Genomic DNA, 7,614 nt, shown 5'->3' with positions numbered 1-7,614 from the left:
TTCTTTAGTTTTTTTGACATAATCTGTGTAAATCTGTGAAATCTGTATCCAATTAAAGTTTTTAGGGCTTATCCCGAACTCAGGTTAATAGAAAGGGCATTTCTATGGATAACCGGAAAAAAACCAAAGAGCAGCTTATCCAAGAATTAACTTCAGCCCACGCCCAAATTGCTAAACTTGAAACTGTAGTGTCCCAACTTGAACAGATCCAAGATGCTTCATTTAAGGCGCAATTCTCTATTGATCATGCGCCGGAGGGAGTTTCTTGGGTTCAAGCCGATGGCTCCTTTGCTTATGTCAATGACACCATGTGCAACATCATGGGCTATTCCCGCGAAGAACTGCTTGCCATGAGTGTGTTTGACATAGACCCGCTGATGACCAAAGAAATGTGGCCGGGAATATGGCAACGGGTGCGGGAAAATAAAATTCCTTTACACAAAACGCAACATCGCACCAAAGACGGGCGTATTATCCCGGTGGAAATTGTGGCCAATTACCTGAAATATGAAGGGCAGGAGTATAACTGCACCTTTATCCTCGACCTCACCGAGCGTAAACGAGCCGAAGCCGCCCTGCGCGACAGCGAAGAACGCCAGCGCCAAATTCTGGAAGCTGTACCTACGGGGATGTCAATCACGCGTATGACTGATGGCGTTCTCTTGTACGCCAATGAACAATTCGGGGCAATGTTTGGCAAACCGGTGGCCGAGTTAATTGGCATGCGGATATTGGATTTTTATTATGACCCTGACGACCGGGTGCCCTTGTTGGCCGCCCTGCGTGAAAAGGGCGCGCTGAAAGATTACGAAATGCGGATGAAGCGACTCGATAACGGCCGGATGTTCTGGGTCAATATGGCTACCCAGTTTTTTATCTTCAACGGCGAACAAACGTTGCTGGTAGCCTCTGCCGATATTACCACCCGCAAAAAGGCCGAAGCCAAACACGAGCACTTGCAACAAGAGATCATCAAAGCCCAGCAGCAGGCCATTGCGGAACTCGCCACGCCCGTTATCCCCATTATGGATCGCATTATTGTGATGCCGCTTATGGGCAACATTGACAGCTTGCGCGCCCGTGACATCACCCGTAACCTGTTGGCCGGTATCCGACAGCACCGGGCCAAGGTGGTCATCCTTGATGTGACCGGCGTGGGCCTGATGGACACCGGCATCGTCAATCACCTCAACAAAACTATCCAGGCGGCCCGGCTCAAGGGCGCGCAGACCATTGTTACTGGCCTGTCCGATGCTGTGGCCGAAGCCATTGTGGATTTGGGTATTGACTGGAGCGGCGTCGAGACTTTATCCGATTTGCAAACCGGGTTAATGATGGCGCTTAATCGCTTAGGAATGGTACTGAGTTCTCGTGACTTATCAAACCTATCACAATAACTACCCAGGAGTCATTGTAAATATGGATACTGAGAATACTTTCACCACTCAAGATACGCAATGGGTTGATGATAAAATACGCGCTCGCAAGGCAAAATTCTCCTTAATGTTCAGCAAATATGTATGGATAGCTGCCGGCGTGTTAACTATCTCACCTGTCATTCTCTGGTTATTTGTGCCCCAATATACCCAACTTGTGATATACGCTGGTGGAGCCTTAGTGGCTGTTTTGGCAGGCTTGGGCTACCCTTTCTTGTTCCATGCAGGGTGGGCCAGGCTGGGGGGCTACATAATGGTTTTATCTCTCCTGCTGGTAATAGTCACCCAAGTTATAGTACTCCCGGCTATCATTCCGGCCATGAGTGTCAGCTTTCTCGCCATTATTATTGTCAGTTATACAATTCTGGATGACAGAGATAGTCGCTGGGTGATTGGGGTAACAGTGTTGGCTTTTGTTGTCAGCCTATTTGTGGCCAAAATTTGGTCGCCTAAAATATTTTCTCCTCTTGATGAAACTGTCAACTTAATTATTGGGACGCTCTTTGGTGCGTTTGCTTTGTTAGTGGTTATCTTAATTGTGCGCTTGATTTTAATTGGACAGGATAAACAATTTTATCAATCCCAATTGGCTAACCTGGAATTACAACGAGCGAATCAAGAAATTGAAAGACGAATGAACAGTGAAAGAGAACAACGAGAACAGCTAGAACAGGCCAGTTTACAAATTACAGCGCAGCAAGATGTCATTCGTGAACTTTCGACGCCGGTTATCCCGGTTGCGGAAGGTATTATTGTGTTACCTCTCATCGGTAGTGTAGATAGCCTGCATGCCCGTGACATCACCCGTTCCCTGTTGACCGGCATTACGCAGCACCGGGCTAAACTCGTTATTTTAGATGTGACTGGTATGCCGCTGGTGGACACTGGCATCGTCAACCATCTTAACAAAACCATCCAGGCCGCCCAGCTCAAGGGCGCGCAAACTATTGTCACCGGCGTGTCCGACGCGGTGGCCGAGGCCATTGTGGACTTGGGTATTGATTGGAGTAATGTGGTTACCTTGAATGACTTGCAGACAGGGTTAGGTGTGGCGCTTAAAGAACTGGGCTTTGAATTGGGCAAAATCTAACGGTTCACCTCATCTGCTGGTTTATGATGCGCTGCCCGCGAAATAGACAATCTTTTACGCACGGCAGTTGTATCAATTTGGGGATAATGCTGTTCTACCAGGAAGAGCGTCTCATTGATCAGTCTGAACATATCCCCAACACTTTCATCCTGGGGGCAGTTGAAGGCGTTACGGAATCTCTGCTCAACGTCCGGCGGCTTGATGGGCATTTTTGCCAGGGCCTGATACATCCATTTGAAGGTGGGAAAATATTCTCGATTCAAGGCCAGTAAAACCAGGAAAATATGTTTTTGCAGCTCGCTGAGGTGGCCGTATACCAGGGTGGGATGATGTCTTTTAACATGCAAGGCAAGCTGCCCGTGATCAAGGTGGGCCAGGTTCTCTTGGATATTCCTCACTGCCAATTCGGGTGGGTAGTGTTGGGCCTTTTCCTTCCAGCGATTGATAATTGCCTCGCCGTAGAGGGGAATACATACCCGCACGGTGTCCATAAAGTTGCTGCTGCCTAAATCGGTCTCAAAACGGGTCAAAACATCCGCGATGACAGTTTCTTCTTCGGCCACGGTATTGTGCCAAAAATCCACCTGAAAGTTGTTGATGAGCAGATTGTCCTCTTGGGCGGGGCCGTTGTACTCCGTCAAAAAATCGGCATGCAGGTCGGCCGCAATGGCCTTTCTCATTGTGTCGGGAGGGAGTTTGGGCCAAAACAGCGGCATTTCCAGATCAGAGTATTCGTCTGCGTAGTTCCGGGCTACAGAACCGCCCACAACAATGGCCTGAATCCCCTCAAATTTGCGGAGCCGGTGGCTAATTTGAACGGCCAATTTTAAGCGCCAAGCGGCATGTGGATTTAGTTCATTCATCATTTTTGTCAACAAAGCTCCGGGTAAAATTAATATTGAACCTATTTTATCTTCAGCTTGGCTTTAAGAATAGTCCCGATTTGCTCAATCAGGCAAAATTGCCTATCTTGATAGCGTTGGTTATTATCGGGGGGAGGGTAACTATTTCTGGGTAAAAGCCAATAAAATTAGGTAAATAAAAATTGTTGAGGTGAAATCAAATGAGCGCTAAAAAACAAAGCAACCACCGCACCGATCGCACCGTTGAAGCTTTCAAAAGAGCAATGGCCGATAACCTCTACTATACCCGGGGCCAGTCCGCTTATACTGCCAGCCGTTCCGACATTTATATGACCCTGGCTTATACTGTGCGCGATTATCTAATGGAACGCTGGCGCAAAACCGTAGACGCCTATTTTGAAAACAACCCCAGATTTGTCTTTTACCTATCGGCAGAGTATTTGCTGGGCCAACAGCTCACCCAAAATATGCTCTACACCAACACCACCGCCCTGGCCCGGCAAGCCCTGGCCGATTATGGGTTCAACCTGGCCGACCTCATTGAACTGGATTGTGAACCCGGCCTGGGCAATGGCGGCCTGGGGCGTTTGGCAGCCTGTTTTCTCGACTCGCTGGCCACGATGGACATTCCCTGTATGGGGTACGGGATTCGGTACGAGTTTGGCATCTTCAAACAATCTTTCAAAAATGGCTGGCAGGTGGAAAGCCCCGACGATTGGCTGCATTGCGGCAACCCCTGGGAATTTGCCCAGCCAGACGACATGGTGGAAGTTAAGTTTGGCGGTTCTACCCAAAGCTACACCGACGAGGAGGGCCATTACCGGGTGCGCTGGTTGCCTAACGAGACGGTGTTGGGCGAACCTTGCCACACCCTGGTGCCCGGCTACAAAACCGGCACGGTCAACCTGCTGCGCCTGTGGCGGGCCAGGGCCGGCAAAGAGTTTGATTTTCAGCTTTTTGACGTGGGCGACTACGCCCGCGCCGTGCAGCAAAAAACCCTTTCGGAAAACATCACCAAAGTGCTCTACCCCAACGACAACACCCCCCAGGGCAAAGAATTGCGGCTTAAACAGCAGTACTTTTTTGTCACCTGCTCTTTGCAAGACATCATCCGCCGCTATCTGGCTTTTAACGGTGATTTAGTGCAGTTGCCGGAAAAAGCGGTTATCCAACTCAACGATACCCATCCCGTGGTGGCCATCCCCGAACTGATGCGCCTGCTGATTGACGAGTATGGCTTTGAGTGGGCATTGGCCTGGGACATTACTACCCGCATGTTTGCCTATACCTGCCACACCCTGATGCCGGAAGCCCTGGAAAAATGGCCCATTGACCTCTTTGGCCGGCTGCTGCCCCGGCACCTGGAAATTGTTTATGAAATCAACCGCCGTTTTCTGAATGAAGTGAGGGCCAAATTTCCCTACGATGAGGAACGGGTGGCCCGCATGTCCATCATCGAGGAGGGCCAGGAAAGGCAGGTGCGGATGGCTCACCTGGCCAGCGTGGGTAGTTTTTCCATCAACGGCGTAGCCGAGTTGCAATCTAAATTGCTCAAAGAACAGACCCTGCGCGACTTTGGCGAGATGTGGCCGAAGAAGTTTAACAACAAAACCAACGGCGTCACCCCACGCCGGTTTATGAAATTGGCCAACCCTCGCCTGGCCGAGTTGATAACGGCCAAAATTGGCGATAATTGGCTCAACGACCTGGATCAATTGCAAAAGCTGGAAAAGTTTGCCGATCAAGCCCGCTTCCGCACAGAGTGGCAGGCCATCAAGCAGCAGAACAAAGAAGAGCTGGCGGCCTACATTCTAAAACACAACGGCCTTAAAGTTGACCCCCACTCCATGTTTGACATTATGGTCAAGCGGCTGCACGAGTATAAACGCCAGTTGCTCAAGGTGTTGCACATTATTACCCTTTATAACCGGCTCCAGGCCAATCCGGATTTTGACCTTACACCGCGGACCTTCATCTTTGGGGCCAAAGCCGCGCCCGGTTATCAAATGGCCAAGCTCATCATCAAACTCATCAACGCCGTTGCCGAGGTGGTCAATAACGATCCTGCTGTGCGCGACCGTTTGAAAGTGGTTTTTTTGGCCAACTTCAATGTGTCGCTGGGTGAAAAAATTTACCCGGCGGCTGACGTATCCGAGCAAATCTCGCTGGCGGGCAAAGAAGCCTCCGGCACCGGCAACATGAAGTTTGCCCTCAACGGCGCGCTGACCGTAGGCACGTTGGATGGAGCCAACATTGAGATCCGCGAGCGCGTAGGCGCAGAAAACTTTTTCCTCTTTGGCCTCAATGCCGACGAAGTGTTTGCCCTGAAAGCCAAAGGCTACAATCCCATGGACTACTATCACGACAACGCCGAACTCAAACAAGTGCTTGACCGCATTGCCTCCGGCTACTTTGCTCATGGGGACACTAAACTCTTTGAGCCTATTATCAACTCCCTGTTGTATCACGACGAATACCTGCTGCTGGCCGATTACCAATCTTACCTGGAGTGTCAAGATGAGGTGGACCGGCTTTACCGGCTGGAACGCTCGTGGACGCGGATGTCCATTCTCAATGTAGCCCGCTGCGGCTTTTTTTCGTCGGACCGGAGCATACGGCAGTATTGTTTGGACATCTGGAAAGTGATGCCCATGAGGGTTGAGGAAGGGTAGTATGCCAAACCCAAATTTACCTCCCAAAAAAACAAAAATCGTCTGCACCATTGGCCCGGCGTCGCAAACGCAGGCGATGCTGGAACGGATGATGGCCAACGGCATGAACGTAGCCCGCCTGAACTTTGCCCACGGTGATTTTGACCGTCATGCCCAAGTTATCAAAAATATCCGCGCCGCAGCCGGGGCTGTTGAACAGCGTGTGGCCATTATGGGCGACCTGCCCGGCCCTAAAATGCGGATTGGCCGTTTGGCGCAAGAGTTGGTTGAGTTGGAACGCGGCCAATCCTTTATTTTGCAAACCGAAGACATCATTGGCACCCCCCAACGGGTTTCGCTGAATTTTGCCGGACTACCCCAGGCGGTCAAGCCGGGCGATAAGATTTTTCTGAGTGATGGCTTTATCCAGCTTGAAGTCAAAAAAGTTAAAGGGCAAGAAGTTCATTGTGAAGTATTGGTGGGCGGAGAACTGCGCCCTCATAAAGGAGTCAATTTTCCCGATATCGAGTTGGGCGTCAATGCTTTCACCCCGCAAGACCGGAAATTTCTGGAATTTGCCGCTGCCCAAAAACTGGACGCCATCAGCCAATCCTTTGTGGAAGGGCCGGAGGATATTGAACTGGTCCGCCAAACAGCAGCGGCAATGAATTATGAGCCTTTCATCATTGCCAAAATTGAACGTTCTCGCGCCGTGGAAAACCTGGCCGCTATCTTAAAAGTATCCGACGGCATCATGGTTGCCCGCGGCGATTTGGGCGTGGAAATTCCCATTGAAAAAATTGCTATTACCCAGAAACAAATCATTCGCCAGGCCAATCTTTTTGAAAGACCCGTCATCACCGCCACCCACATGCTGGAGTCAATGGTCCACAACCGCCGGCCTACCCGCGCCGAAGCCACCGACGTGGCCAACGCCATCCTTGACGGCACCGACTGCGTGATGCTCTCCGAAGAAACTGCGGTGGGCAGTTATCCCGCCGACGCGGTAGCAATGATGACCCACATTGCCGAAGTGACAGAACCGCAATGTTGTGCCGGTAACGTGGTGCAGCTTTTGCAATCCGCCAAAAATAGCCGTAAAATCAACACCGAAGACCTCATCTCGCTCAGTATTTTCTTTAGTATAGAAACCCTGGATCCTTGCGCCATTATCACGCCCACCTTAAGCGGCGCAACGCCCCGGCGACTGAGCCGGTTTAGAGTGCCCATGTGGATTGTGGCGGTCAGCCCCAACCAGGCCGTTTGCCAGAATATGCAATTTTCTTATGGCGTTTATCCGGTGCATGAAACCACGCGCCCGGCCAACTGGGAACATTACGCCCGCCGTTGGCTGGAACAGCACGGCGTAACGGGGGATGTGGCCTTGCTCACCCAGGGGTCTTCAGGCGGCACCAATCAGCTAGAAATTGTTGATCTTAACCGCCCGCTTGATGACGTCTCTATTTGGTGAGGCCGTATTAATAATTAATGGCTCTTTGGGATTTTCCGTGGCATACCCCAATATGTAGGGGCGAATCCTTGTGGTCGCCCTGGGCAGGCACAAGACCTGCCCC

The 7,614-nt window shown here is 50.8% G+C and carries 5 protein-coding genes; 4 read left to right on the top strand and 1 reads right to left on the bottom strand.

The annotated features are described in order from the left end of the window. The first annotated feature begins 104 nt into the window (after positions 1–104). Both JW953_18880 and JW953_18875 read left to right on the top strand, forming a co-directional pair. Positions 105–1,397: a PAS domain S-box protein gene (locus tag JW953_18880; protein ID MBN1994769.1), complete on the top strand. Its 1,293-nt coding sequence runs from the start codon at positions 105–107 to the stop codon at positions 1,395–1,397. Further along, positions 1,372–2,526 (top strand): STAS domain-containing protein, encoded by a 1,155-nt coding sequence (locus JW953_18875; protein MBN1994768.1) that lies wholly within the window; start codon positions 1,372–1,374, stop codon positions 2,524–2,526. Before JW953_18880 ends, JW953_18875 begins: the two co-directional genes overlap by 26 nt. Here JW953_18875 and JW953_18870 read toward each other — a convergent pair. Beyond that, a complete protein-coding gene (locus tag JW953_18870) occupies positions 2,523–3,392 on the bottom strand; it encodes a nucleotidyltransferase domain-containing protein (protein ID MBN1994767.1) in 870 nt (289 codons plus the stop codon). The genes JW953_18875 and JW953_18870 overlap by 4 nt on opposite strands. 197 nt (positions 3,393–3,589) lie before the next feature. Between JW953_18870 and JW953_18865 the strand changes: the two genes are divergently transcribed. Both JW953_18865 and pyk read left to right on the top strand, forming a co-directional pair. Continuing rightward, on the top strand, positions 3,590–6,061 hold the full coding sequence (locus JW953_18865) for a glycogen/starch/alpha-glucan phosphorylase (protein MBN1994766.1): 2,472 nt from the start codon (positions 3,590–3,592) through the stop codon (positions 6,059–6,061). A gap of 1 nt (position 6,062) precedes the next feature. Beyond that, positions 6,063–7,511, top strand: a complete 1,449-nt coding sequence (gene pyk / locus JW953_18860) for a pyruvate kinase (protein ID MBN1994765.1) — start codon at positions 6,063–6,065, stop codon at positions 7,509–7,511. Positions 7,512–7,614: the final 103 nt, after the last annotated feature.

The sequence above is a fragment of the Anaerolineae bacterium genome, from assembly GCA_016931895.1.
GTDB lineage: Bacteria > Chloroflexota > Anaerolineae > 4572-78 > J111 > JAFGNV01.
This window is presented reverse-complemented; position numbering and strand designations above follow the sequence as displayed.

Coding starts and splice junctions, on each gene's coding strand:
- JW953_18880 (MBN1994769.1), top strand. CDS start 105: ATGGATAACCGGAAAAAAACCAAAGAGCAGCTTATCCAAGAATTAACT.
- JW953_18870 (MBN1994767.1), bottom strand. CDS start 3,392: ATGATGAATGAACTAAATCCACATGCCGCTTGGCGCTTAAAATTGGCC.
- JW953_18865 (MBN1994766.1), top strand. CDS start 3,590: ATGAGCGCTAAAAAACAAAGCAACCACCGCACCGATCGCACCGTTGAA.
- pyk (MBN1994765.1), top strand. CDS start 6,063: ATGCCAAACCCAAATTTACCTCCCAAAAAAACAAAAATCGTCTGCACC.